This window comes from Robertmurraya kyonggiensis (genome assembly GCF_005116465.1).
GTDB classification, from domain to species: domain Bacteria; phylum Bacillota; class Bacilli; order Bacillales; family Cytobacillaceae; genus Robertmurraya; species Robertmurraya kyonggiensis.
Window position 1 is genome coordinate 1,806,976 of record NZ_SWBM01000001.1, and the last position, 23,695, is coordinate 1,830,670.

A 23,695-nucleotide genomic window follows, 5' to 3' on the forward strand; every position below is an offset into this window, starting at 1 on the left:
ATTAGTAAAGCAAAAAACGTTATTCTATTAAATAACGTTTTTTGCCTGAACACTGAATTATTTTTTACCAATCGCAACCTTCCAGACTTCTGGACCTTCCTCAAGGTATTCCCAGCTAAACTGATCTGGACGTTCCATCGTAAATTGATACCACAACGGCTTTGGATCATGGTCATTAATCAGTTGCATAAATTCTCCTGACTGAAGTTCATCAAAAGTCTTAAAAATAATCGGATGTTTTTCTCTCGGTGGAAAGTTTGGTGCAATGACCTGTGAAGTAAATTCTCTCATCATAAATACTCACTCCTATTTTTCTAGTTTGGGAAACTACACTCCAAGTATATGGGCTAGTGAGCGCGCAGATAGTGACACCTATCACACTCTCCCTAAAAATCTTTTTCTTTCGTTTGTGATTCATATCACGATTCCATTCATTGAAAATGATTATCATTGAATTATAGAAAAATAAAAGGAGTGACCTATATGGATAAAAGAATTGTTGAATTAGATGTACGCGAGGATTTAAAAAACAAAATCGAACCTTTTCAAAAGATTATGGAAGCAATAAAGAATTTGGGTGCTGGAGATGTATTTATTCTTCATGCTCCTTTTAAACCAGCTCCACTTTTTACCGTATTAAAAGCAAAAGGTTTTGAACATGAAGTTGAAGAGATCGAAAAGAAACATTGGAAGGTAACCTTCACAAAAAAAGGTGATGCAAAATGATTCTTGATAATCGAGGGCTGGAACCACCAAATCCAATGATGAGAACATTACAAGCATTAGAAAGGCTTGAAAAAGGGCATAGCTTGAAAATCATCAATGACCGTAGACCGATGTTTCTATATGAGCAACTCGACGAATTAGGCTATAAGCACACCACGGAGCCAAATGAGGATGGTAGTTTTACAATCGAAATTACAAAGTAAGGAACGTGATGTTCATGACACCACAAACAATGGGTAGTGAAACGAATATCAAGCTACCTTTTTCTTTTATCTTGTTTAGTATTCTAGCAATCATCGTTTCTCAACTTTTATTTCTTTTCCATGGAGAAGCACTGATAAATGGACAATTCCGCATTCCTGCAATTTGGTCTGCTGCCCATTTATTTATTCTTGGTTGGGCGCTCATGATTGCAATGGGAGCGATGTATCAGTTGGTTCCTGTCGCTTTCTTGACAGCTATCTGGAATGAAAAGTTTGGCTTTATCCAATTTGCCGTCACGGGCTTAGGAGTTACATCATTTGCGATTACGTTGTATGTAGCTCCACACTTGGCCCTAATTCCAGGTCTACTCATGCTTCTTGGTATTTTGATGTTTTTATTCCAAATGGGCATGACTCTAAGAAAACAAACAAAGCCGAATATATTAACGCTTTTTGTCGGAACAGCTTTAATCTGTTTGTTTCTCACGATACTACTTGGGATCACCTTGGTTATCAGCATGAAAACAGGTTTTGCCGGTGAATTTTATCCTATCATCTTTAAAAGTCATTTATTATTAGGGACAGCCGGATGGTTCACGTTATTAATCTTCGGATTTTCTTATAAAATGGCACCTATGTTTTCCCTTTCTCACGGTTATGAAATGAAGGTCGCTAAGTATGTATATGGCTCTTATGTTGCTGGCTTAGTCTTTATTATAGCTTCATTTTTCTTGAACCAAGGAAACTTGCAAAAAGTTGGCTTCCTTTTACTCTTAATCGGATTTAGCTGCTTTCTTTGGCATATTGTGACCATTATAAAAAAGAGAATTAAGAAAAAGCTTGATCGACCATTTAGCTTCGCTCTACTTGCAATCCTTTTTGGAGAAATTATTCATCTCCTTGCATTTATCGCTGTGATGACGAATCATTTTTCAAGCTTGGTTGGTCCTTTGATGGTCGCTTGCTTGATGCTATGGATTGCCTTAAGTATTATCGGATATCTATATAAGATTGTTCCATTTTTATGGTGGACGCACAAATATTCAAAAATTATTGGTAAAGCTGACGTTCCTACGATGAAAGATATGATTAATGAAAAATTGGCCCTCCCTCTATTTATTGGGTTTATTCTTGGAATTGGAATTGTCGCGTTTGGACTTGTGTGGAAAGTGGGTCTTCTCTTTTACATCGGTCAGATTACCGTAACGATTGCTTCAATTGTATTTGGAATGGCTATTCTTGCAGTGATGAAAAAATAGGAGGTAGATCTTCATGGACGTACAAAATCAAAGTGAATTACTAGACAAAATTCGCAACAATTTAAAAAGAGTACTCGATCCTGAGCTTAACTTAAATGTCGTCGACTTAGGTTTAATTTATGATTTATCACTCGTGGAGGAAAGGGTTGCGAAGATTACGATGACCCTTACAACTCCTGGCTGCCCCTTACATGATAGTATTGTGAGTGGTGTGAAATACTGTGTCGAAGAAATGGAAGAAATCTACCGAGCGGAGGTCCAACTCGTCTGGGAGCCTGCATGGTCCCCTGACAAAATGACCGAAGATGGCTTGAGAGCATTGGGGAGATTATAAGAAAAGAGACAGCCTATATGGCTGTCTCTTTAGGTTCCGTCGGTAACACTTTTTTAATCTTATCCAATACATTCGTATCCAAGTTATCTTCTAATAAAATATGAACAGTTCCTTTATCCTCATGTGTTCGAATTAAACGGCCAATTCCTTGTCTTAAACGAAGAATCATATAAGGCATATCTACTTCGTCAAACGGATGATTTGTACCTTCTCGCTTCGCTGTAAAGACAGGGTCATGTGGCGGGAACGGTAAATCAAAAATGATCACATTTTCTAAAGAGCTTCCTGGGATATCAAGACCTTCCCATAAATGAGTAGAGCAGAGAACAGATTCTTCCTCATTTTGAAACTTCGAAACTAGTGTGCTGATTTCAGCATCGCCCTCAAAATAAATCGGGAAGCTTGTTTGTCCCGAGGAATACTGCTTGAATTGCTTCATGTCTTCCTCGTTTGTAAATAAAACAAGTCCTCTACCGTTTGTACCCTTTAATGCATCTAATGTATACTCCAGCTTTTGCTTGATAGCCCCTTGACCAAAAACAGGCATTTGAATGACCATATTTTCATCATAATCAAACGGTGATTCAACAGAAAATGATAGAAAGTCGTCAATCCCCAAGCTTTTCGCGATATATTGGAATGATTGGTTTTCAGACAGTGTCGCAGAAGAAAAGACAAATGGCTTCTTTTGAGAAAATACTTCTTCTCGCATAATATCTTCGACCATTCTCGGCATAATAACGAGCGTTCTTTCCTCATTTGTTTCTTCAAACCAAATAATGCCTTTTAACTCTTTTAAGAAAAGAGATAATGAATGTGTAATTTGCTCTAAATATTCTTCAACAATTTTTAAATCGTATTCGTTTATAACATACATTTCACTTTCAAAAACAAGTTCTTCTTCTAAAGAAAAAAGAAGCTGCTGAAGTTTTTTTCCTTGCTTCATTATTTCTGGAGTTTTGGTTAACATCTGTTTCTCAGAGTCTGATGCTTTCTCCGCCACCCTTTCGATCATTTCAAAGAAACGTTCATTCTCCATGATCGTTTCGTCAATAATATGAAGCGTTTTTTCACGCACATTATTTTCCATTAATCTCGTGAGGAGTGTTTCTAATGTTAACTCTGATAATCTATAAGTTAATGCCTTCTGACTCGCAAATTCTAGAAGATGTCCTTCATCAAAGACAACGCAAGAGCTTTCCGGTAATAATGGTAGCTGCCCTTCTCGTTTTCTTGAATCCTTCGTCCAAACATGCTCCATATAAAAATCATGGGAACAAATAATCAAATCAGCAGCATTTCGATAATAATCTCGGTGTAATGTTTGTCCACAACGATGTCTCATCTCACAAGTAAAGCAATCCTGTAATGGATCCCAACCAACCTGATTCCATTCCTCGTTCGTCAACCCGGGATAATCTCTGCGGTCTCCATAATGAGTGAAAGATTGCATGGAGGAATCACGATGTACAAAATCTGGCAGATCATCGTAAACTTCACTAAAAGGTTCACCATCATGTACAGCCTTATCCAATTTTTTTAAACAAAGATATTGATCTCTTGATTTCGCCAAGCGAACATCGATGTCCAAATTCAGTGCTTTTTCAAGACGGGCAATATCCCCTTCTTTTTTCACTAGCTGTTCAATCAAGGTTTCATCGGCACAGGCAATAATGGCTGGCCTATTCATATATCTTGCGTAGCAGATCGCATATAAAAGATAAACGATCGTTTTCCCTGTTCCAACTCCCGCTTCAGCAAAAATGACTTTCTTTTCTTTAAAAGCTTTTTCTAATTGAAAAGCCATGTAAATTTGTTCATCTCGGAGTTCAAATCCTGCCTCAGGCAAAATATCATAAAATACGTCTCCGATCCATTCACCCAATTTATCTATAAAGGTTTCTGTTTTTGAAACCGAAAATGGTAACCTTGTCTGCATGAAAATCCTCCACATATCAAAATAAAAGAAAAAGACTGGCTCTAAATCTTAAAGAGTCAGCCTCTTGATTATATATGTTTGTTTTTAAAAAGTCATTGAAAGAAATTAACCATTAATACGGGACATAGAATATGACAAAGCTCTCTTCAATTCTTCTTGCGCACTCGTGAGCTTTTCCAACGCTAGATCATTTGTCAGATCTTCACTTTCATGTTGAAGAGCCTCGAGCGAATATGTAATGGCCCGTTCAATTGAATTAAAGTCAATTGTAGAATATCTCATTGTCATGCCTCCAGTAACATATTAATGACAATAGTATTCTATTCGATTTCAAGTAAATTTATACCTATTTACGCGGTGGTCTCTTTCCCCAATATTGATAGTAATCCGTTCGAATAAAACCATTAAAGAGCTTTCGTTTCTTCGTCGCTGGTTTTCCATAGCAGGCTTCAAAATTTTCATTTGAAGTCAACATATAGACAGACCAAGTATCATATGGAGCAAATGCTTGTCCCATATCACGATACATTTTTTCTACTTCATCTTTATCGCCGAGACGCTCTCCATAAGGTGGATTACCGACAATGACACCATATTCCTTTGTCGTCGTGAAATCTTTTACTTGCATTTGTTTGAAAGATACTAAGTCTCCCAAACCTGCTTCGAACGCATTCTCACTCGCGATTTTGACCATTCTATGATCGACATCCGAACCTGTTATATCCAACGGTTGATCATACTTCGCCAAATCCTCAGCTTCCATTCGTCCCTCATCCCAAATTTTATCGGAAATCCATTCCCAAGCTTCTGACACAAACTCACGATTAAAGCCTGGAGCAATATTTTGCCCAATTAATGCCGCTTCAATTGGAATAGTACCCGAACCGCAAAAAGGATCAACAAATGGTCGATCAGGTGTCCAATTGGTTAATTGCACGAGTGCCGCTGCCAATGTTTCTTTAATTGGCGCTTCCCCTTGACCTGCTCGGTATCCACGTCTATGTAACCCTGCTCCACTACAGTCAATCGTTAAAAGAGCCACGTCTTTTAGAATGGACACTTCAATTTTAAAAAGTGGTCCATTTTCTTCAAACCAGCCTGTTTTCTTATATTGATTTCTTAATCTTTCAACGATCGCCTTTTTTACAATCGCCTGACAGTCGGAAACACTAAAAAGCTTTGATTTTACTGATTTTCCCGATACAGGGAATTCAGCATTTTCAGGTAAAAATTGCTCCCACGGCAAAGCTTTCGTTTTCTCAAATAACTCATCAAAGGTAGTTGCCTTAAACTCTCCCACCTTAAGCTTGATTCGATCAGCTGTTCTAAGCCAAAGATTACTTCGAACAATCGCTAATTCGTCACCGCGGAAATTGATTCTTCCATTCTCCACTTCACACTCATACCCTAAATCTTTTACTTCCTTTGCTACAATCGCTTCTAATCCCATTGCTGAAGTAGCTATTAATTGATATTTAGACATTTCTTCACCCTTAATTTATTAATTCTTTATCCCAAATTCCAAGAAAATCGATTAACTCTTCCAATGGTATTGGTCTGGTTATATAGTACCCTTGAATAAGGTCACATTTTTCTCTTTTTAAAAAGTTTAACTGCTTTTTACTTTCTACCCCTTCAGCGATTACTTTCAAATGTAATCGATGAGCAATCGTGATGATGGCTTCTTCAATACTTGTGTCATCTTGATATCGCCCAATTTTACTGATAAAGCTTTTATCAATTTTTAACGTATCCAACGGAAATCGATTTAAATAACTTAACGAAGAATACCCAGTGCCAAAGTCATCTACTGACAGTTTAAGTCCTAGCTTTTTCAATTTTACAAGCTTATGTATTGTTTCTATCGCATTTGGCATAATCATGCTTTCTGTTAACTCAAACTCTACAGCTCTAGGATTGACATTTGTCGTGAAAAGTATAGCTTCCACTGATTTTACAAAGCTTTCCTGATTAAAATGAAGGGCAGAAATATTAATGCTCACCTGCATATTCGCATAGCCATTTAAGTGAATGTTCTTAACATCTACACAAGCTTGGCTGATGACCCATTCACTAATAGGGATGATTAGACCTGTTTCCTCAGCAAGAGGAATAAATCGCTCAGGTAAGACGTTCCCGAGTTCATCATTATTCCAACGTAGTAGTGCCTCCATCCCCGAAATCATTCCCGTACTGGCATCCACTATTGGCTGGTACGTGAGATGAAATTCCTTACGTTCCAATGCTTTTCGTAATTGAATCTCCATAAGCATTTGTTTCGATTCATCCTGATGCATATCTGTATGATACAGCTCATAATGATTTTTACCCGTAGATTTTGCTTTATACATTGCCTTATCGGCATTGCGCAACAATATCTCGATCGCATCTCCATCTAGGGGAAACAAGCTAATTCCAATACTCGTTGACACAAAAACCTCATGTTGTTTTAAAATAAATGAACCCTTCAATGCTTGAATAATTGATTCAGCCAAATGAATCGCTTCTTTTGGATGCTTGATGTTTGATAGGACGATGACAAATTCATCGCCCCCAAGTCTTGCAATCATATCCTTGTTCTTGATCAAGCTCTTTAAACGAAGGGAAACTTCTTTTAAGAGTAAATCACCATAATTGTGTCCTAGAGTATCGTTTATATGCTTAAATCGATCTAAGTCTAGAAAAAGAACAGCCAACTGCTGATTATATTTAGAAGCTGTATCAATTAAGCTTCCCAAGCGCTTATTTAATGAATAACGGTTCGCTACCCCAGTCAACGTATCATAGTGGGCGAGTAAACGTAATTTCTCTTCCGTATGCTTTCGATCAGTAATATCCGAAAAGACCGCGATAAAATGCGTTATGTTCCCTGACTCATCCTTCACAGAATTAATATTTATCCATTCGGGATACACTTCTCCATTCTTTTTCCGGTTCCAGATTTCCCCTTGCCAATTCCCACTTGAGCAAACCTGTGACCACATTTCCTTGTAAAACTCACTGCTATGTATTCCCGACTGCAATATCTTGGGATTTTGACCGTATACTTCATCCGCTCGATATCCTGTTACAATTTCAAATGCTGGATTTACAGATAATATGCAACCTTGTGCATCTGTTATTATAACACCTTCATTGATATTCTCTAATACCTTTGCGGCTAATTTTCGCTCTTTTTGAGCATCTTTTACCCTAAGTTCTATATCGACATCAAACACAAAAAAACCTCCATCGGTAAACTTCAGCTACTCTTTATTTAACCATAAGGAAAGGTCTTATATAATGTGTTATTATGTCGTTTATGTTAACAACGAAGCGAATCTCTTATAAGAAAAGCTCCCCAAATGGAGAGCTGAACTTTTTTATCATATTCCATTAATAACGTTCTGTAAGCCATGTTTTGTACCATCGTACTGCAAACGACTTGCGTCTTGTACTCCGGTGGTAATCATCTATCTACAGATTGAAACAATCTGTCCTTCTCCTTGTTCAGTTCCAATGGAGAAAGTGCCCCTACCATAATTTGGGTTTCTCGCTCGTGGGGTTTACCTCGTTCCACCCTGTTCATTTCTGAACAGGCTACGTCACTGTGGCACTTTCAAAGTATTCATGCCATATCTTAAAAAGACTTAGGCATTTTCCCTGCCGTCAGCTCTAGACAGAGCTGCCCTAGCTTATGACTTCGCTAGGCACGAACACTACAAGCATCGCAGCTTGTGCGAGCATGGACTTTCCTCTACAATTTGCATTGCAGCGATTACCCGAACGTTATTAACAAACGGACAATTTCTATTATAGGTATTCATGTTCGGAATAGCAATGGTAATAAAAGTTAATGATTTTTATTCGTATAGCTTGCTTCCAAAAACATGCTTCTCTAAATTTGATAATCGTTTAAGAATATCAAAATTCGTAGTACCAGCTGATTGTGGTGCTGGAGCTGGACGTTTTGAAGATTCATCAGCAAGTCTCTTTAATCTTGCGTTTTCTTGCTGTAGTTCTTCAATTTCAGCCTGCATTGTTTCATAATCCTTAATGATGACATCAAGAAACTTATCTACATCTTCAGGCTTATATCCGCGTACCGCTGTTTTAAACTCTTTTTCCAAAATATCTTTAGCAGTTAATCTAATTTTATCTGAATTCATTCTAATCACCTCTAAACGCCAATCGTTATCATTATTTTTTCAAAAATATGCAACTTTGTCAATTTTTCTTTCTAACAGCTAATATTCCGTGCTGTTCATTTGCTCTTCTTCCACAATTGCTTGCAGATCATAGAAATCAATTAAATAGATTTCGTAATCATGGTTTTGCTGATAGTTTTTCGCTGTTTCATACATAAACTTTGGACTTCCATCTCGTTCGGAATCGTATAAAAGAATAAGCGCATCACTTTTTTCTACTAAAAATTGATTTTTCAAGCGGAACTGCATCGGATTCTCATAGGGCTTCTTCGTTATTGAATCCACATAATCAGCCTGCATTAAAACGGACTCGTACAATTCTTTCTTCTCATCTTTCCAGTTCTCTTCTTGATTCAAGAAAGGCGTAATAACAGCAAGTTGCAAATACTCATAGCCATTTTCCTGCAAATCAAATACGACCTCAGCCGCCCAAAGCTCGGTCCCTAATTGTCCACTGATGATGACCCATTCTAGGCCATCATCCACTAATGACAAAAGCTGCTTTTTTATCGCAGCCTTAATATAGTGCACACCGGGTTCATTTTGCTTAAATATTCCTAATTCATGCGGTTTATAGCCAGATACAATAGCAACCTTTGACAAAGCAACAATCTCCTTAATACTTATGTAAAAGCAAGGGCTTTTATGAGCCCTTGCTGTTAACAACTATCTTCCAAATGGTCTGCGGCCGAATGGCATTCCTCCGCCAAAAGCTCCTGGAGCAACACCGCCACCAAAGCCTCCTGGTGCTGCTCCTCCACCGAAGCCTCCGAAAGCACCTGGAGCTGCGCCACCACCAAAGCCTCCTGCAGTAGGGAAACCTCCTCCACCGAAAGCAGGTGCAGCAGCTGTTGGTGCAGCTACAAAGTTTTGGTTTGTTACTACAGTCTCAGAAGAATTTGTTTGCGGGAAGAAGTGCTGATGCTGGAAGTTAACGTGATTTACCGTTGTTGTATGTGTTGGGTGAATGTGAGGCACCACATTGTTTGTAAAAGTATTATTCACACATTGTTTAGTTGGATGAACAACAGCAGGTAAAACATTAGAAACATTTGGTTTGCAACAATGACGATTCATAAATCTGCTCCTTTCATAGTGATATTACTTACATTAACAGCCTATGATAAAGGAGTAGATCTTGTACTAATCAAAATACCTATTTTTAAGCGAAAGAACTTACTAGACGAAAACAACTTATAAAAATGAATATAGATTCGTTTTTAAATTCATAAAAACGATTGCAGTTAAACAAATGACAAGAAAAAATAGAAATAAAATTGCCTTTTGCAATGAAACCACGCGCTCCTTAATTATAATTCCATACAAATCAATATTTTACCTGTGTTCATACGAATAGACAACTAGGAAATTAGTGGTTTTTTCATGATTTTTTTGATTTTCTTTTTAAGCGTTCCTGCCTTTTTTCAAGCTCCTCCAATTGTGGTTGTTTCTCTGTTCTCCATATTTTCATTTTCTCTTGTAAAATGGTCATAGCCTTCTCACAATAAGCCTTTGCTTCATCGAAATTTTTCTCTCGATGTTCAAGATATTTAGCAAGCTCGATACAAGATTCTATTGCGATATTTTTGTTACTAACTTCAGCTAATTCTTCCCAAAGAAGAAGTGCTTTCTCCCATTCTTTTTGCTTTTTCCATTCATAGGAGAGAGCGAGCTTAGCTTTTAATGAATCCTTCTCATCCCCATTAGCTGCCATTGATAGTGTCTCTGTAGCTGCATGAGTATCTCCAAGCGCCGCATACCAACGTCCTACCTCATACCCTTCCGTAGTCGTTCTTTTCGCATCAATATTTAACAACTGGAAAGTTAAATGTGTATACAACGTAATCAAAGACAAAATATCCATTTCGTTATGCTTCAAGATTCCGATCATCCCATCCGGTTTTCCGCTTTCCACAAAATCAAAATAGATCATCGGCGCTAAAAAGCCTGGGACATCCTCTACTCGCTCGACACCCAAAACCTCTTTTTCCACAATCGACAGCTTAAGTCGTTCTAGCTTATGCTTCCATAGCCGCCTTGCTGCGTGAAACAAATCAAAATGACCAAACGAAGGCAACTTCGGCACATGCTCTCGAACTAAGATGTGCCTTGTCTTCACCTGTGGCCAGTCAAAGGCTTTTCCGTTGTAAGTCACAAGAGTTGTGTAATCGATATTTTCTAAAAAGCTTTGATAGAGGGGAACTTCTCCGCTCGGATTAGGAAGAAAATGTTGCCTTAATACAACTTTGTCTTTTTGAAATGAAGCATACCCAAGTAGAAAAATCGTATTTCCTACCCCTCCACCTAAGCCTGTAGTTTCTGTATCAAAGAAAAATAACTGTCCTTCCGTAAATCCTTTTGATGATAATGGATGTTGAAAGGTACTGTTATTCCAAGCCTGAACCGCATGATAAAACTGCGCAAAAGTATAATTCCCATACTGATGATCGATAGGAAATACTTTTTCCCTCACAAAGCAATAGTGGTTATCATAATAATATGGGCTTACACCTTCTGCTTCCCACTGTTCAAGGAAAGGAATTTCGTTAAGATTCTTTGTATCTTCTACCTTCACTTCTTGTTCAGTGGATAAATGTGGCTTTAAGCGATTCAATTTTTTCCGAAAGGACATTTTGCTTCACTTCCTAATTGTTAAGGCTACAAAAATTTATTCAATATTTTTAAAGCATCTTGTTTTGCGTATTCACTTGTCGTATCTGTACCAGTACATGAAGGACATCCACTCTCACATTGACAACGCTGAATCATCGCGCGTGCTTCCTTTATAACTGTTTCCATCCCATCATAAATCTTCTCACTTAAGCCAATTCCACCTGGGTAGCGATCATAGAAGAAGATCGTAGGCTTTTCATTGTGAACAGCTTTTACTTGAGGTACTACATGAATATCCTGTGGGTCACTCATGACAAAAATGGGTGCAATAAATCGTAAAGCATGAGCTGCACCGATTAAACCTTGTTCCATTCGCGCTTCTGTCAGTTCATTCAATTCCCCTTGAACTGATATCCATGCAGAACTCGTATGAAGTTCTTCTTCTGGGAGACTGATAGGCCCTGAACCAATATTCTCATGTGTATCAAATTTGATCTTCTTAAAGAGCGTAGCCTTGGCTAATATACTGACATCGCCATAGCCAACTTCCATATGGTCAATCGTACGGTTTTTATCTATTTCTAGCACTTTTAGCTCTACCGCAAGATTGGCATCCGTAAAGTAGTCAACATCTACTTCTCGAACAAACGCCTTCTTTTCCTCCCAATCTAGTTTTTCAACCTGAAATTGGGTGCCTTGATGTAAATAGATCGCTTCTTCATGCAATAGAGTCATCGCAGAAAATCGGTCCATTTCACCAATCACCTTTACTTTGGCCACATTGGATTGATCAATAATAACAATATTCTCCTGAGATGCAGATCTTAAGCTAATGTTATGAGCTGGGAATGAATCATTCATCCAATACCACTTATCACCGTTTTGATAAAGGACTCTTTCCTCCACCAAATACTCTAATACTTCCTCTGTTTCAAAAGCACCGAATTGCTCGCCTTTTTTAAACGGAAGCTCATATGCAGCACACTTGATGTGATCGATTAAAATAATCAAGTTATCCGGATTGATTCTGGCAGTTTCTGGACTTCTCGTGAAAAAATAGTCCGGATGTTCAATAATATATTGGTCAAGAGGACTTGAGCTTGCGACCATAATGACAAGTGCCTCGCTATGCCTTCTTCCTGCTCGTCCGGCCTGCTGCCAAGAACTTGCAATTGAGCCTGGATATCCCGTCATAATACATACTTGAAGTTGTCCAATGTCGACACCTAATTCTAATGCATTCGTGCTAACAACCCCATAGATATCCCCATTTCGAAGACCCTTTTCAATCGCTCTTCTTTCTGTCGGTAAATATCCGCCTCGATACCCTCTTATTGCCTTTGGACCAAGTTGATTTTTCACTAACTCTTGTAGATAGGTTAAGAGAATTTCAACTCGGACGCGACTTCTAGCAAATACGATCGTCTGAATTCGATTCTTTAACAATTCACCCGCTAATTTCCTAACCTCAAGGGTTGCACTTCTACGAATATTTAATGGCTTATTGACGATTGGTGGGTTATAGAATAGAAAATGCTTTCTTCCACTTGGTGCTCCGTTATTATCAATGTGTTCCATTTTTTTGCCTGTTAAATTTTCCGCAAGCTCTAATGGATTCGCAATGGTCGCTGACGTACAAATAAAAATCGGATCACTTCCGTAAAAGCGACAGATTCTTAGCAATCTACGAATGACATTGGCAACATGACTACCAAATACACCTCGATAAATATGAAGCTCATCGATCACTACATATTTCAGATTTTCAAATAAAGATACCCATTTTGTATGATGGGGAAGAATCGCAGAATGAAGCATGTCTGGATTTGTTATGACAATATGACCAGCCTTACGAACCTTTTCGCGAATCGATGCCTGTGTATCTCCATCATATGTATAACTATTAATCATCAATTCTGCTTCTTGAATAAGTTCATTGATTTCACTTTTTTGATCCTGTGCAAGTGCTTTTGTTGGAAAAATGTAAAGAGCCCTCGTTTGTGTATCCTCTGTAATTGCCTGTAGAACCGGCAGATTGTAGCAAAGTGTTTTCCCAGATGCTGTCGGTGTAACAGCGACAATATTCTTTTTCTCCTGAACAGCTTCAAACGCGGATTTTTGGTGCGTATAAAGTTCGTTCACCCCACGCTTTTGTAGTGCCAACCTTAAGTTTTCATTTATTTGTAATGGAAGCTCAACAGTTCTTGCTTCCTTTTCTTCAATCGTATGCCAATGAACAATATTTTCATTAAACTTGTTTTCTAGCTTTAGTTCTTTTAAAAATTCCTGTAGGCTTTTTCGAACCTTCATGGTTTCACCTCGGGTAGACTCATATTACCTCCATTCTATCGAATAAACGTTCGCAGAAAAAGAATTTTGAACAAATTTTTATTGGAAATTATTTTCTGACGTTTTTTCGCATTAACAACTTAATTATGAAGCTTCTATGACAATCTATGTATCAAATAGAATGAATGCGCTCTATTTGATACAATTAATGTAGAAGATAAGATTAAAGAGGTGCCATATGAAACAATCAGAAATAAAGGACGTACTCGCAAAATTTACCCTTTTCCGCGACTTAACAGATAAAGAATTAACAGAGATCGTTAATATCTCTATTTCACGTGAATATAAGAAAGGCAATCATGTGTTCATGCAGGATGAACCACTAGAAAATGTCTATTTTATCTATAATGGAAAAATCAAAATCTATAAAAGTGATATTTCTGGAAAGGAACAGATCGTAAACTTTTTGAAAAAGGGAGAAATGTTCCCCCACGTTGGCTTTTTTAGAAAAGGTGGCTATCCTGCTTTCTCAGAAATTATCGAGGATGCAACATTAGTTGTCGTCCCTATTTCCAAGTTCGAGCATGTATTAATTGAAAATCCAGAGCTTAGCATTAAAGTTTTTAAAGTTCTAGGAGAAAAAATTGTAGACCTTCAAGAACGACTTGAATCTCAAATCTTGAACAATACGTATGAACAAATTATTAAACTCTTAGTTCGATTAGGGAAAACTCACGGACAAGAATTAGAGGACGAAACGGTTAAACTTAAAGGGGAGTTCACCAATAAGGACTTGGCCAATATGATTGGCACCACTCGCGAAACCGTAAGTAGAACGTTAACAAAGTTGAAAAAAGACGGAAAGATCAAAGTGGATTCTAAAGGTAGCATGCTTTTTGATCCGAGTGAGCTATTAGATGAATTAATTTAGGAAAACAAGCTGAACCTCGGTGGTTTAGCTTGTTTCAGTTTTTCGAGATAAGTGGTCTTCTTGTGAACGCTTCATGTGGACAGGTTTCTCCAGATTCTTGCAATAGTTGTCTTCATGGCACGCTCAAGACCACTGAAATATTGTTGTTTTTAGAAAAAGTGCATTTTAAGTGTTTAGTTCAAAAGTTTTTAACAGCATGACAATAGCTGAATAGACTGTATTGATGAATTTTTATAAAGGGGTGATTCGCATGTCTTCAAATCTTCCAAGAGACCCAAGAAAGCATGATGATCCTTTTAGCGATTTTAGAGGTCTTATGAATGGATTTTTTCACAAGCCTCCAGTCAAAGGTTTCTTACAAAGTATGGATGAATTCTTTCAAATGCCCTTTTCTACTTTTTCAGTCCAGGTTCAAGAGTTCGATAAAGAACACATCATCACAGCTGAACTTCCTGGTGTGAAGAAAGAACAGATCCATATCGATGTACTTGAGCGTTCGATTAATATTACGGTCAAGCATTTGGAAATCATCGAAGAAGAGAACGACGTAAATAAGGTTTATAAAAAAAGTCAATCGATGCAGCAATTAAGCAGAAATATCTATTTAGGACATCAAATAGACGAACGGAAGGTTAAAGCCTCATATCAAAATGGATTGCTAAAAATCCGCGTTTCGAAACCTATGGGTAAGAAAATTCTAATTGAGGAATAAGAAAACGACCACCCGCGTGGTCGTTTTTGCTTACACCTTAAATATTCCGCCTATCCCCTTCACTAATCCCGAAACTTGACTAAATGCGTTCATCATATGACCTGCAGTATCAATCATTTTATTGAAATCGAATGTGCCATCTTGAGTCTTAAAGGAATTCAAAATCGAATTCATTCCTGCTGGTGGCCGATTCCCGTAACCTGGTTTTGGATAAGGATGCATATAGGGATAATTATTTGTCATATATGGATTCCCTTGCCCAACTGCCCCTTGTGTTTTCTTAGGTTGTAGAGGGTTTTGCAGAATCGCTTCAATCGGATACGTTTGTTTATGATGACCGTAGTTTCCTCCTTCCCCCATCATCGATTGTTGGTTGCCGTATGGCACTGGGCCTCCTTGGTACATCGGCGATGCCTGAGGATAGTACGGATGGTAATACGCTTGCGTTCTTGTTGACTGATTTCCTTCTGTTTGATGCATTTGATAGGGATATGACGAATAAAGGGGTTGGTATGAATAATGCTGATAGTTTTTATTTTTTCGTCCAAACAAGCCTACATCCCCTCCTTTTAGCGTATGAACATTTACGTCTCTCTCCATAATTTATGAATCTTTCGCCTAGGGTGTGAATATAAACCATTTAATAAGACCTGATGAAACCTTTCGTTTTAACAACTCCCGCGCTCCCTAAACATAAGGGCATGTCTAATTGTGTAAAAGACTGTCGGAAGTTTCAATTTTACGAAAATTAATAAAAGAAATAGTTTTATGATAAGATTTTACGTAAGAGAGCACGGATGATTTCATACACATCCAAAAAAAGTTTGATCAAATAAGGGGAGGAAATTCTTATGTATGTTCACGAGCTAAAAGAAAAGTTTTCAATCCGTAAGCAGTATCAAACAGAAGATGTTAATGAGCTATTAGACTTTGCTAAAAAAGTGTATATCTCGAATGAAATTACTTCGGGCGAATACAAAAAACTAGTTCGTGAGCTTGAATCTCAAGGAGCGCACTTACCCGCAGTTGAGCAAGAAAATCATTCCCACTAATTTTTTCTAAGAGGCTGTATCAAAGGGTTGTTTGGAATCGACTTTTTGACTCAGCCTTTTGTTTTGTCTTTGGGAATTCCTGTTCTTATTCATTTTCAAGTTGCACGATTAGTGATGTTAAAACGAAACGGACCGACTGGACATAATTAATGAATCTTGTTTTGCTCGTTTCTGGATAAAACGCTTGAACAGACAACATCTCAATTTGTTCTGTTGAGGATTCAATCTGTTTGACGTGTAAATTCTTGGGTCGATTTATTTCAATCCAAGCTGCTGCAAGCTCAGCCCACTTGTCATTAATCTCTTTCACTTCATCTGCAAAAGGCTTCACTTCTGTAAAAAAGTCGCCTCTTACTCCGCTGATTTTTACTTCATCATATTTTTTGGAAATGAACTCCATATAATCCAATAGTTTTTTTGTTAAAGTTAGCAAAGTCATGTTTTGTTCCACCAGGATCCTCCGATCTTTTTTCTCATATCTCTATTAGAAAAAAGTTTGTAAAAAAATAAAGTAGCTCATTAATAGCTACTCTATAGTCATTGTATTTTGTTTAGAATCCAAGTTCAAGCTTCATGCTTCCGTTATGATGGAGATTCCCAACCCTTTTTTTATCAAACGTGATGTTTTGATATATTCGTTCAAGTTTGGAAATTCGACCATCTAGGCGATTCAATCTCGTAAATTGATCGGTCATTAATTTATTTCGATGCTCCGTTAAATTATTATCTAACGCTTTTTCTAATTCCTCTAATTGATCATAAATCTCTGATAATTTTTCAAGTAGCTCCTCTTTTTGGATGTGATTCTTTTCCTCCATCATTAATCCCTCCTATCCTTTATGGACGAACCTATAGATTAAATAATTCTCAGTATATGCACTATATTCTATCTTTGTACAAGACATCCTCCACTGTTGACAAAACTAGTTGTTATTCGGCAAAGAAAGTACTATTTTTTATTGCTTTAGAGATAATTCGACACGAATGAAAATCACTCTATTGAACAAACTATAATCGGAGGTGTGGATCTTGAAAAAAAGAGACAAACAAAAAAATGCCCAACCGAAAAAACTAGAAGAAACGAAAGCTGGTTATGGAGATAAAAAGCTAGAAGGGCCAGATCGTCCTTCAACATAAGAGTTTCTAAATGGAGAAGAGAGCATCTGGAAAATTCCTATGCTCTCTTCTTTTACTTTTCTTCTCTTCTTTTAGTTATGCCAAACTCACCAATCATCACATTTAAATGATGTTTCAGAAAAATAGCCCGATGTAACCTTGTTTGCTTATTTTTGTACCATGTTGATATTTCAGCAGCATCCAGAGGTTTCTTTTTTGGAGAAAACCATTTTCGTTTAATCCTTTTTGTCTTGGACCAATCCTCATATTCTTGGATATGATGGTCAATAATCGGAAAAGTTACTCTTAAATACGGGGTTGTTCTTTTAGGCTTTGGATGCAAATATTGCTCATAATCAAATCTAGACCCTGAATGGCTTGTATGCGTTGCAAACTCATAAAAGTATGAATAGTAATTTTTACTAAAAAGAGTGGCTGCTAAGTTTTTCCCTAATTCAATTCTTCGATCCACAGAGCGAAATCCATGGACACTTGAGCCATATAAATAGCCGTTCATCGTCGGTAATAACACACAGCTATAATGAAACCAATCCTGAAAATCAAATAATAATGTATGGAAGACGTTCTTTTTATATCGAGGCTGTTCAATGACTGGCATTTGGATCAAATTCTGTTCATTAATGATTAAGGCATTCAATAATCTTTCTCTATCCCCTTTTTTCCAAAATCTCCCCCACTCCTTTACCATAAATTGCGAAACATGAAAATATGGAAGAAGATGAAACATTGGAACACCATTTTTCGTCGAATAATGGTAGAGGAGGAGCTGAGGATATGCATCATGAAAAATGAGCCAATTTGCTCTTTCATATATATTAAATAAAATGGCTCTTTTCTTTTTATCCAAGATCAGCGGAAACCATTTTCCATGGAGGTCGCACATATTCCAACCTGCATTACGAGAAACCATATGAGCAAGAAAAGACCACTGGATATCGGAATGAGCATTGTAATAACGGAGATATGCTGCTGTCCTCGATACATTATCGATATTGTTACGCTTTACAACTTCGGCAATATCATGTACTATCTTTTTTTCGGATGCCGTTAGTGTGTTAGAAAGATTTGGATCGTAAATTAGGACCACCCTCTTCACGTGCATTCTAATATAGAGTTCGTCAATTAGTGCTTTTTATTCAACCAAAGATAATGGACATTTGGTATGATAAGAATGCTCAATACTTGCACAGTGAGTTCAAAACGAGATGAGCAATTAGATGTCTTTGAGGTGTTGTCACTTGGAATTCCATTATCCAAACGGAAAAAAATTCAAACCTGCTACTACAGTAGAAAAAACAAAAAATGCAAAAGCAAAAGATTTCACCTATAGCAATCGAGGCATGACTTTGGAAGAGGATTTAAACGAAACGAACAAGTTTTATTTACAAAGTGAGATTGCTGTTATTCATAAAAAACCGACCCCAGTCCAAATCGTTAACGTTGACTATCCGAAAAGAAGTGCCGCTGTTATTAAGGAGGCTTACTTTAAACAAGCATCAACCACCGATTATAATGGAGTCTATAAAGGCAAATATATTGATTTTGAAGCAAAAGAAACGCGCTTCAAAACTTCATTTCCGTTAAACAATTTTCATAAGCATCAAATTGAGCATATTAAGCAAGTACTCAATCAAAATGGAATTGCTTTTGTTATTCTTCGTTTCTCGAGCATAGAGGAAGTCTACTTTTTAGAAGGAAAGCATCTTCTTTCGCTCTGGTACAGAATGGAGGAAGGAGGTCGAAAATCCATTACCATTTCCGAAGTTCAGGAATATGGACATAGGATTTTACTTGGATTTCGACCAAGAATTGACTATATTAAGATAGTAGATAAGCTTTACAATTTATCGTAGTAGGTTAGCTGTAAAAGGAAGGATGAACATATATGGCAGAAAAATATCAAACTAGGGAGGAGCGCCGCAAGAAGCTTGCAAATCAGCAAAAAGGAAAAAAGAAAAAAGCGAAAATCTCAATTAAACGTGTCTTTTTATTCCTTGTTGCCTTAGGGATTATAGGGCTACTAGCAGGTGCTGCCACCTTTGCCTTTATGGTCAAGGACGCTCCAAAACTTGATGAAAAATTATTAAAAGATCCGATTTCTTCAGAGCTTTACGACGTCAATGGCGAATTATTTACGGAAATTGGTTCGGTTAAACGTGATTATGTGAATTATGAAGATATCCCAAAACAGGTTGAAGAAGCCATTTTAGCAACAGAAGATGTACGTTTTTATAAGCACAACGGAATCGACTTAATCCGTTTAGGTGGAGCTGTTATTGCTAACATTACGAACGGGTTCGGTGCTGAGGGTGCAAGTACCCTTACCCAACAGGTTGTAAAAAACTCATTTTTAACACCTGAGAAAACACTCTCTCGTAAAGCACAGGAAGCATGGCTTGCATTTCAACTTGAACGCAAGTATACAAAGCAACAAATTTTTGAAATGTATGTCAATAAAGTTACGATGGATACTGGTGGTCATGGTATTGCCACAGCTGCTAAAGTTTTTTATGGCAAAGAATTGGATGAACTTAGTTTAGCTGAAACAGCATTGCTTGCAGGATTACCGCAAAGTCCTTACAACTATAATCCATTTAGGAATCCTGATAAGGCTGAAAAACGTCGCAATATTGTTTTAACATTAATGCATCAACATGGATTTATTTCGAAAGAACAAATGGAAGAGGCAAAGGCAGTTGACGTCACTTCTACATTAGTTCCAGAAGAAGAACGTCAAAAGAATGGAGACATTCCTTATGACGCGTTTGTAGGTCATGTTATCAAAGAAATAGAGAAAAAATATCCAGATTTAGATCCATTTTCAGATGGATTAAAAATCTACACAACGATTGAGCCTGATGCACAACAATATGTAGAGGATATTCTTAATGGCAATGAAACAATTGCATATCCAGATGACAAATTCCAAGCAGGAATCACCCTTTTAGATACAACAACTGGGCAAATTCGTGCACTTGGTGGCGGAAGAAACCAAACTGTCGACTTTGGATTTAACTATGCAACAGATGCAAAGAGACAACCAGGCTCTACGATTAAGCCAATTATTGACTACGGTCCTGCTATCGAATATTTAAAATGGGGTACGTATTATACATTAGAGGATAAACCGTATACGTATTCAACTGGAGATAAAATTAATAACTGGGATAATAAACATAAAGGGATTATGACGATTCGCGCGGCTTTAGCTGATTCTAGAAATATTCCTGCCCTTCAGGCGTTTCAAGCTGTTGGTGCAGATAAAGCAAAAGAATTTGCGATTAGTCTAGGGATTCCTTTAAAAGAAATTCATGAATCCTATTCGATTGGTGGTTTCGGTGGTGGTGATAAAGGAGTTTCCTCCCTCGAAATGGCCGGAGCTTATAGCGCCTTTGGTAACAATGGATTTTATACTGAGCCCTACTCTGTTATCAAGATTGAACTAAGAGACGGAACAGAGCTCGATATGAAACCAGAATCTAAGGTTGTCATGCAGGATTATACAGCGTTTATGATTACAGATATGCTAAAAGATGTTGTACGAAGTGGTACTGGAACAAGAGCGAATGTTTCAGGTCTTCCGTTAGCCGGAAAAACAGGTACGACAAACTACTCAGCTGATGATAAAGAACGATACGATATTCCAAAAGGAGCTGTACCGGATGCATGGTTTGTCGGGTACACAACAAACTATACAGCTGCTGTCTGGACTGGCTACGATGATAAAAACAAGAACTTCCTTGTTGGAGACAATCAAAAAATAGCGCAAAAGTTATTTAAGAACATTATGGAGCATGTTTCTAAAGATAAAGAAACTGCCGATTTCAAGGTTCCAAATACCGTAGAAAAAGTGAACATCGAAAAAGGTACAATGCCTGCTAAGTTAGCAAGTGAGTTCACACCGAAAGATTTAGTGCTTTCCGAATATGCGGTTAAGGGTCACGCCCCTACCGATGTTTCTGAGAAATACAAAAAGCTCGAAGCACCTGTTGGCCTAAAAGCTAACTACGATGCTTTAAGTAATGAAATTGTCTTAACTTGGGATTATACAGCTGAAAATGCTGAAGGTATTGAATTCGAGGTATATGCTGCTAGAGATAATGCCGCAGAAGAATTGCTAACCGTTGTCCCTGAAAAAACAATTCGTATGAAAGCCGAAAATGGTGGAAATTACACCTTTAAAGTCATCGCAGTTCGTGAAGATCTGAAGAGTGATCCTGCAACGACCACAATTCAAGTTCCTGATCCATTCTTTATGGACGATGGCCAGGGAGATGGAGAAGACGATGGAATCCCTGACATTCCTGGTTTGGGTGGAGAAGATGACGAAGATGGCAATGAAGACGATGGACAATCCGGCGATGATGACACAGGAGACGGCAATAATGCTGGATTGCCAGGTTGGAACAATGGTAACAGTAATGGTAACGGAAACGGTGGAAATCGACCTTAACAAACGAAAAGAAGCGTCTAAGCTTAAATGCTTAGACGCTTCTATTTTTTTAACTTTTTAATCGCTAAAGCCTTCTTGAATCCCTTTTCTTGTTCTATGAAAAGCTCAGCTAGCTGCATATAGGATTGGAATAATGTCGGCCTCGCTATGATAAAATTAAGCCTCTCCCCTATGTTGACTGGCTTAGTCTTCAGTCCTGCAAAATCAATCTTTGTAGTTGCTTCAACAGGTCGTTCATTGGACCAATGCAGAAACTCAATAAAAAGGTTGATTCCTTTTTCCATGACAGGCTTTGCTTCCTTTTGGGCCCTTCTTTCAAAGAGAACATGAAGTTCCTGATTTAGTGAGGTCCACTGCTCTAAAAGAGCAGCAATGCTCTCTTCAGGAGTTTCCCAAGGTTTGATACTTTCACTCATTTCTTCTTCGCCATCCTTTTCTTGCCTTCACGACAAAGATCCAGAAGTGGACATTGTTCACATTGAGGATTTTGTGCTTTACAGTGATAGCGCCCAAAGAAAATCAAACGATGATGGGTAACGGACCATTCATCCTCAGGAATTTTTTTCATTAATGTTTTTTCAACTTCTAAAACTGAATCCTTCCATTTGCAAATACCTAGTCTTTTGCTAACTCGTTCTACATGGGTATCCACCGCAATTGCTGGTACTCCAAAAGCAACTGAAACGACCACATTTGCGGTCTTTCGCCCTACCCCAGGTAAATTGGTTAACTCATCCCGATCTCTTGGTACTTCCCCATTATACTCGTCTAAGAGCAATTGACTGAGCTTCTGGATGTTTTTTGCCTTATTGCGATAAAGACCAATTGAACGAATATCATTTTGTAATTCTTCTATTGGAACACTCAAATAATCTTCTGGAGTTTTATATTTTTGGAATAAGGATTTAGTCACCTTATTAACTAACACGTCAGTACATTGTGCAGATAAAGCTACAGCAATAACCAACTCAAAAGGATTGGAATGATCAAGCTCACAATGTGCGTCTGGATACATTTCCCCAATTGTATCTAAACAATAACGAATTTGTGTCTTATTTAACATTAGCTTCACTCACTTATTTTTCTATAATAATCTACTGTTCTAACCAGTTATAAAAAGGTACTGCATCTTTCCGAGGAGTTTTCTCTTCACTATTAACTCTCGGCTGCTGAGTTTGATGTTGTCTAAATTTGTTTCCATAGCTCTTCGCTTGCTCAATCGTCTTAATCCCATTTTTCTTCCACTCAAATAAAATCCGATCAATATAACGAAAGTTTAATTTACCTGAAATAACCGCTTCTCTTAGAGCAGCCTTAATAATTAATGGCTCATGTCGATCATCATCAATCCATAATGCAAGAGTTTCACATTCAAAAGGAGATAATGGTCTTCCGAATTCCTGTTCAAAGATCGTATACAAGTTCATTTCAGTTTGCTGATTCTGTTCTTTTTGCTGCTGATTTTGCCCCATTAAAAATGCTTGTACTAATTTTTCCCAAAGTGGTTCAATGGAATATTTTTCATAGCGGATACCATCAGTAGATTGACCATCTTCAATTGTAATGAAACCCTTTTGAATAAGCTTACGCAGAAGCTCAGAGCATTGGCTTACAGAAATAGTCATTCTCGTGGATATTTCTGGTGGAGTAGGAAAGTCATTTCCTGTTTCAAGAAATGAAAAGACGTGTAAAAGCAACACCAATTCTTCCTCATTGATGTTTAATTCTTTATAATATGTCAACAAAGCCCGAGGAATTGTGATATTTCCTTCTTGGACCCATTTCATCAAATTTTTATTCATATGGAGACACCTCCCGTTCATTATATCACGAAGTTTCTCCCTTTTGTGTATGGAGAAA

At 37.6% G+C, this 23,695-nt stretch carries 26 protein-coding genes and 1 other RNA gene; 9 read left to right on the forward strand and 18 right to left on the reverse strand.

What is annotated here, in order from left to right:
* Positions 1-57: 57 nt before the first annotated feature.
* Positions 58-291: a DUF2249 domain-containing protein gene (locus FA727_RS09050; RefSeq protein ID WP_136831055.1), complete on the reverse strand. Its 234-nt coding sequence runs from the start codon at positions 289-291 to the stop codon at positions 58-60.
* A 192-nt stretch (positions 292-483) separates the two neighbouring features.
* Between FA727_RS09050 and FA727_RS09055 the strand changes: the two genes are divergently transcribed.
* The 4 genes from FA727_RS09055 to FA727_RS09070 are packed head-to-tail and all read left to right on the forward strand — an operon-like array spanning position 484 to position 2,522.
* Complete coding sequence (locus FA727_RS09055) at positions 484-726, forward strand: DUF2249 domain-containing protein (RefSeq protein WP_136830569.1); 243 nt, start codon at positions 484-486, stop codon at positions 724-726.
* The gene (locus FA727_RS09060; protein WP_136830570.1) at positions 723-929 is read left to right on the forward strand and encodes a DUF2249 domain-containing protein; all 207 of its coding nucleotides are present in this window, start codon (positions 723-725) and stop codon (positions 927-929) included. Before FA727_RS09055 ends, FA727_RS09060 begins: the two co-directional genes overlap by 4 nt.
* Positions 930-943: 14 nt before the next feature.
* Entirely contained in the window at positions 944-2,188 is a 1,245-nt protein-coding gene (locus tag FA727_RS09065) for a hypothetical protein (RefSeq protein WP_136830571.1), read from the forward strand.
* A gap of 13 nt (positions 2,189-2,201) precedes the next feature.
* Positions 2,202-2,522, forward strand: coding sequence for a metal-sulfur cluster assembly factor (locus FA727_RS09070; RefSeq protein ID WP_136830572.1), 321 nt, complete (start codon positions 2,202-2,204; stop codon positions 2,520-2,522).
* A gap of 13 nt (positions 2,523-2,535) precedes the next feature.
* On the opposite strand, the gene FA727_RS09075 is transcribed toward FA727_RS09070, so the two are convergent.
* The 10 genes from FA727_RS09075 to FA727_RS09115 form a co-directional block, all read right to left on the reverse strand.
* Positions 2,536-4,461: an ATP-dependent DNA helicase gene (locus FA727_RS09075; RefSeq protein ID WP_136830573.1), complete on the reverse strand. Its 1,926-nt coding sequence runs from the start codon at positions 4,459-4,461 to the stop codon at positions 2,536-2,538.
* Positions 4,462-4,566: 105 nt separating this feature from the next.
* Positions 4,567-4,743 (reverse strand): hypothetical protein, encoded by a 177-nt coding sequence (locus FA727_RS24390; RefSeq protein WP_170209251.1) that lies wholly within the window; start codon positions 4,741-4,743, stop codon positions 4,567-4,569.
* A gap of 64 nt (positions 4,744-4,807) precedes the next feature.
* Positions 4,808-5,944 (reverse strand): THUMP domain-containing class I SAM-dependent RNA methyltransferase, encoded by a 1,137-nt coding sequence (locus FA727_RS09080; protein WP_136830574.1) that lies wholly within the window; start codon positions 5,942-5,944, stop codon positions 4,808-4,810.
* 10 nt (positions 5,945-5,954) lie between these two features.
* Positions 5,955-7,679, reverse strand: coding sequence for a putative bifunctional diguanylate cyclase/phosphodiesterase (locus tag FA727_RS09085; RefSeq protein ID WP_246041764.1), 1,725 nt, complete (start codon positions 7,677-7,679; stop codon positions 5,955-5,957).
* A gap of 166 nt (positions 7,680-7,845) precedes the next feature.
* Positions 7,846-8,230, reverse strand: an RNA gene (rnpB, locus tag FA727_RS09090) — RNase P RNA component class B.
* A 73-nt stretch (positions 8,231-8,303) separates the two neighbouring features.
* Complete coding sequence (gene gpsB, locus FA727_RS09095) at positions 8,304-8,609, reverse strand: cell division regulator GpsB (RefSeq protein WP_136830575.1); 306 nt, start codon at positions 8,607-8,609, stop codon at positions 8,304-8,306.
* Positions 8,610-8,687: 78 nt separating this feature from the next.
* A complete protein-coding gene (locus tag FA727_RS09100) occupies positions 8,688-9,251 on the reverse strand; it encodes an SLOG family protein (RefSeq protein WP_136830576.1) in 564 nt (187 codons plus the stop codon).
* 63 nt (positions 9,252-9,314) lie between these two features.
* On the reverse strand, positions 9,315-9,725 hold the full coding sequence (locus FA727_RS09105) for a CotD family spore coat protein (protein WP_136830577.1): 411 nt from the start codon (positions 9,723-9,725) through the stop codon (positions 9,315-9,317).
* Between the two features lie 304 nt (positions 9,726-10,029).
* Positions 10,030-11,280, reverse strand: a complete 1,251-nt coding sequence (locus tag FA727_RS09110) for a ribonuclease H-like domain-containing protein (protein WP_136830578.1) — start codon at positions 11,278-11,280, stop codon at positions 10,030-10,032.
* Between the two features lie 26 nt (positions 11,281-11,306).
* Positions 11,307-13,571 carry a DEAD/DEAH box helicase gene (locus FA727_RS09115; protein WP_136830579.1) on the reverse strand — a complete coding sequence of 755 codons (2,265 nt, stop codon included), beginning with the start codon at positions 13,569-13,571 and terminating at the stop codon, positions 11,307-11,309.
* Positions 13,572-13,788: 217 nt separating this feature from the next.
* On the opposite strand from FA727_RS09115, the gene FA727_RS09120 reads away from it, so the two are divergent.
* Positions 13,789-14,481: a Crp/Fnr family transcriptional regulator gene (locus FA727_RS09120; protein ID WP_136830580.1), complete on the forward strand. Its 693-nt coding sequence runs from the start codon at positions 13,789-13,791 to the stop codon at positions 14,479-14,481.
* 250 nt (positions 14,482-14,731) lie between these two features.
* Complete coding sequence (locus FA727_RS09125; protein ID WP_136830581.1) at positions 14,732-15,193, forward strand: Hsp20 family protein; 462 nt, start codon at positions 14,732-14,734, stop codon at positions 15,191-15,193.
* A 30-nt stretch (positions 15,194-15,223) separates the two neighbouring features.
* Here FA727_RS09125 and FA727_RS09130 read toward each other — a convergent pair whose 3' ends face one another.
* The gene (locus FA727_RS09130; protein ID WP_136830582.1) at positions 15,224-15,793 is read right to left on the reverse strand and encodes a YppG family protein; all 570 of its coding nucleotides are present in this window, start codon (positions 15,791-15,793) and stop codon (positions 15,224-15,226) included.
* Positions 15,794-16,044: 251 nt separating this feature from the next.
* Between FA727_RS09130 and yppF the strand changes: the two genes are divergently transcribed.
* A complete protein-coding gene (gene yppF / locus FA727_RS09135; RefSeq protein WP_136830583.1) occupies positions 16,045-16,245 on the forward strand; it encodes a YppF family protein in 201 nt (66 codons plus the stop codon).
* 85 nt (positions 16,246-16,330) lie between these two features.
* On the opposite strand, the gene FA727_RS09140 is transcribed toward yppF, so the two are convergent.
* From FA727_RS09140 to FA727_RS09150, 3 genes are all read right to left on the reverse strand, one after another.
* Positions 16,331-16,696, reverse strand: a complete 366-nt coding sequence (locus FA727_RS09140; protein ID WP_246041766.1) for a YppE family protein — start codon at positions 16,694-16,696, stop codon at positions 16,331-16,333.
* 100 nt (positions 16,697-16,796) lie between these two features.
* Positions 16,797-17,063, reverse strand: a complete 267-nt coding sequence (locus tag FA727_RS09145; protein ID WP_136830584.1) for a hypothetical protein — start codon at positions 17,061-17,063, stop codon at positions 16,797-16,799.
* Between the two features lie 371 nt (positions 17,064-17,434).
* Complete coding sequence (locus tag FA727_RS09150) at positions 17,435-18,484, reverse strand: DUF2515 domain-containing protein (protein ID WP_136830585.1); 1,050 nt, start codon at positions 18,482-18,484, stop codon at positions 17,435-17,437.
* Positions 18,485-18,620: 136 nt separating this feature from the next.
* On the opposite strand from FA727_RS09150, the gene recU reads away from it, so the two are divergent.
* Together recU and FA727_RS09160 are read left to right on the forward strand one after the other, a co-directional pair.
* Complete coding sequence (gene recU, locus FA727_RS09155) at positions 18,621-19,235, forward strand: Holliday junction resolvase RecU (RefSeq protein WP_136830586.1); 615 nt, start codon at positions 18,621-18,623, stop codon at positions 19,233-19,235.
* Between the two features lie 32 nt (positions 19,236-19,267).
* On the forward strand, positions 19,268-21,835 hold the full coding sequence (locus tag FA727_RS09160) for a transglycosylase domain-containing protein (protein ID WP_136830587.1): 2,568 nt from the start codon (positions 19,268-19,270) through the stop codon (positions 21,833-21,835).
* A 41-nt stretch (positions 21,836-21,876) separates the two neighbouring features.
* On the opposite strand, the gene FA727_RS09165 is transcribed toward FA727_RS09160, so the two are convergent.
* Genes FA727_RS09165 through FA727_RS09175 form a run of 3 tightly spaced genes read right to left on the reverse strand, consistent with a single transcriptional unit; the run spans position 21,877 to position 23,637 of the window.
* Positions 21,877-22,251, reverse strand: coding sequence for a YpoC family protein (locus FA727_RS09165; RefSeq protein WP_136830588.1), 375 nt, complete (start codon positions 22,249-22,251; stop codon positions 21,877-21,879).
* On the reverse strand, positions 22,248-22,898 hold the full coding sequence (nth, locus tag FA727_RS09170; RefSeq protein ID WP_136830589.1) for an endonuclease III: 651 nt from the start codon (positions 22,896-22,898) through the stop codon (positions 22,248-22,250). Before nth ends, FA727_RS09165 begins: the two co-directional genes overlap by 4 nt.
* Before the next feature lie 31 nt (positions 22,899-22,929).
* Positions 22,930-23,637: a DnaD domain-containing protein gene (locus tag FA727_RS09175; protein ID WP_136830590.1), complete on the reverse strand. Its 708-nt coding sequence runs from the start codon at positions 23,635-23,637 to the stop codon at positions 22,930-22,932.
* Positions 23,638-23,695: the final 58 nt, after the last annotated feature.

Coding starts and splice junctions, on each gene's coding strand:
- FA727_RS09050 (WP_136831055.1), bottom strand. CDS start 291: ATGAGAGAATTTACTTCACAGGTCATTGCACCAAACTTTCCACCGAGA.
- FA727_RS09055 (WP_136830569.1), top strand. CDS start 484: ATGGATAAAAGAATTGTTGAATTAGATGTACGCGAGGATTTAAAAAAC.
- FA727_RS09060 (WP_136830570.1), top strand. CDS start 723: ATGATTCTTGATAATCGAGGGCTGGAACCACCAAATCCAATGATGAGA.
- FA727_RS09065 (WP_136830571.1), top strand. CDS start 944: ATGACACCACAAACAATGGGTAGTGAAACGAATATCAAGCTACCTTTT.
- FA727_RS09070 (WP_136830572.1), top strand. CDS start 2,202: ATGGACGTACAAAATCAAAGTGAATTACTAGACAAAATTCGCAACAAT.
- FA727_RS09075 (WP_136830573.1), bottom strand. CDS start 4,461: ATGCAGACAAGGTTACCATTTTCGGTTTCAAAAACAGAAACCTTTATA.
- FA727_RS24390 (WP_170209251.1), bottom strand. CDS start 4,743: ATGAGATATTCTACAATTGACTTTAATTCAATTGAACGGGCCATTACA.
- FA727_RS09080 (WP_136830574.1), bottom strand. CDS start 5,944: ATGTCTAAATATCAATTAATAGCTACTTCAGCAATGGGATTAGAAGCG.
- gpsB (WP_136830575.1), bottom strand. CDS start 8,609: ATGAATTCAGATAAAATTAGATTAACTGCTAAAGATATTTTGGAAAAA.
- FA727_RS09105 (WP_136830577.1), bottom strand. CDS start 9,725: ATGAATCGTCATTGTTGCAAACCAAATGTTTCTAATGTTTTACCTGCT.
- FA727_RS09110 (WP_136830578.1), bottom strand. CDS start 11,280: ATGTCCTTTCGGAAAAAATTGAATCGCTTAAAGCCACATTTATCCACT.
- FA727_RS09115 (WP_136830579.1), bottom strand. CDS start 13,571: ATGAAGGTTCGAAAAAGCCTACAGGAATTTTTAAAAGAACTAAAGCTA.
- FA727_RS09120 (WP_136830580.1), top strand. CDS start 13,789: ATGAAACAATCAGAAATAAAGGACGTACTCGCAAAATTTACCCTTTTC.
- FA727_RS09125 (WP_136830581.1), top strand. CDS start 14,732: ATGTCTTCAAATCTTCCAAGAGACCCAAGAAAGCATGATGATCCTTTT.
- FA727_RS09130 (WP_136830582.1), bottom strand. CDS start 15,793: ATGGAGAGAGACGTAAATGTTCATACGCTAAAAGGAGGGGATGTAGGC.
- yppF (WP_136830583.1), top strand. CDS start 16,045: ATGTATGTTCACGAGCTAAAAGAAAAGTTTTCAATCCGTAAGCAGTAT.
- FA727_RS09145 (WP_136830584.1), bottom strand. CDS start 17,063: ATGGAGGAAAAGAATCACATCCAAAAAGAGGAGCTACTTGAAAAATTA.
- FA727_RS09150 (WP_136830585.1), bottom strand. CDS start 18,484: ATGCACGTGAAGAGGGTGGTCCTAATTTACGATCCAAATCTTTCTAAC.
- FA727_RS09160 (WP_136830587.1), top strand. CDS start 19,268: ATGGCAGAAAAATATCAAACTAGGGAGGAGCGCCGCAAGAAGCTTGCA.
- FA727_RS09165 (WP_136830588.1), bottom strand. CDS start 22,251: ATGAGTGAAAGTATCAAACCTTGGGAAACTCCTGAAGAGAGCATTGCT.
- nth (WP_136830589.1), bottom strand. CDS start 22,898: ATGTTAAATAAGACACAAATTCGTTATTGTTTAGATACAATTGGGGAA.
- FA727_RS09175 (WP_136830590.1), bottom strand. CDS start 23,637: ATGAATAAAAATTTGATGAAATGGGTCCAAGAAGGAAATATCACAATT.